Below are 435 nucleotides of genomic sequence, written 5' to 3' on the forward strand. Positions count from 1 at the left end.
GTGTAGGTATGTTGCTAGCCGGTACAGCCGGTTACATCGACTCATATACCTTCGCCTTTCACGATAACCGCTTTGCAAGTTTCCAAAGTGGTAATCTGTTGCAACTTGGTATTAACGTTGCGTCTGGTAAGTGGCACGCGGCTAGTTTGTTTTTCTGGCCAGTCATTGCCTTCTTCGTTGGTGCGATTTTGAACCAAATCATCAAGAAGGCATCATTTAAGAATGAAGTGCAATGGGAAGAACGATCGGTCTTCATTGAGTTGCTTGGTGTTCTATTTGTTGCCTTCCTTGAGCTAGCCCGTGTGAACTCATTGATTGTGCTAAGTGTCTTGGCTATCTTCATGGCGATGCAAGCTGATACGTTCAGTAAGTTGCGTGGTATGCCTTACGCCACGGTTTTGAGCACTGGTAATTTGAAGACGTTCGGTGCAACGT

At 45.7% G+C, this 435-nt stretch carries 1 protein-coding gene; it reads left to right on the forward strand.

Annotated elements, in window-relative coordinates; genetic code table 11:
- Positions 1-8: 8 nt before the first annotated feature.
- Positions 9-435, forward strand: a 427-nt coding sequence (locus KH400_RS21230) for a YoaK family protein (protein ID WP_246589959.1), incomplete at its 3' end; no start/stop codon positions are given.

Origin of the sequence: Desertibacillus haloalkaliphilus, from assembly GCF_019039105.1 — a bacterium.
Classification (GTDB): Bacteria; Bacillota; Bacilli; order Bacillales; family KJ1-10-99; genus Desertibacillus; species Desertibacillus haloalkaliphilus.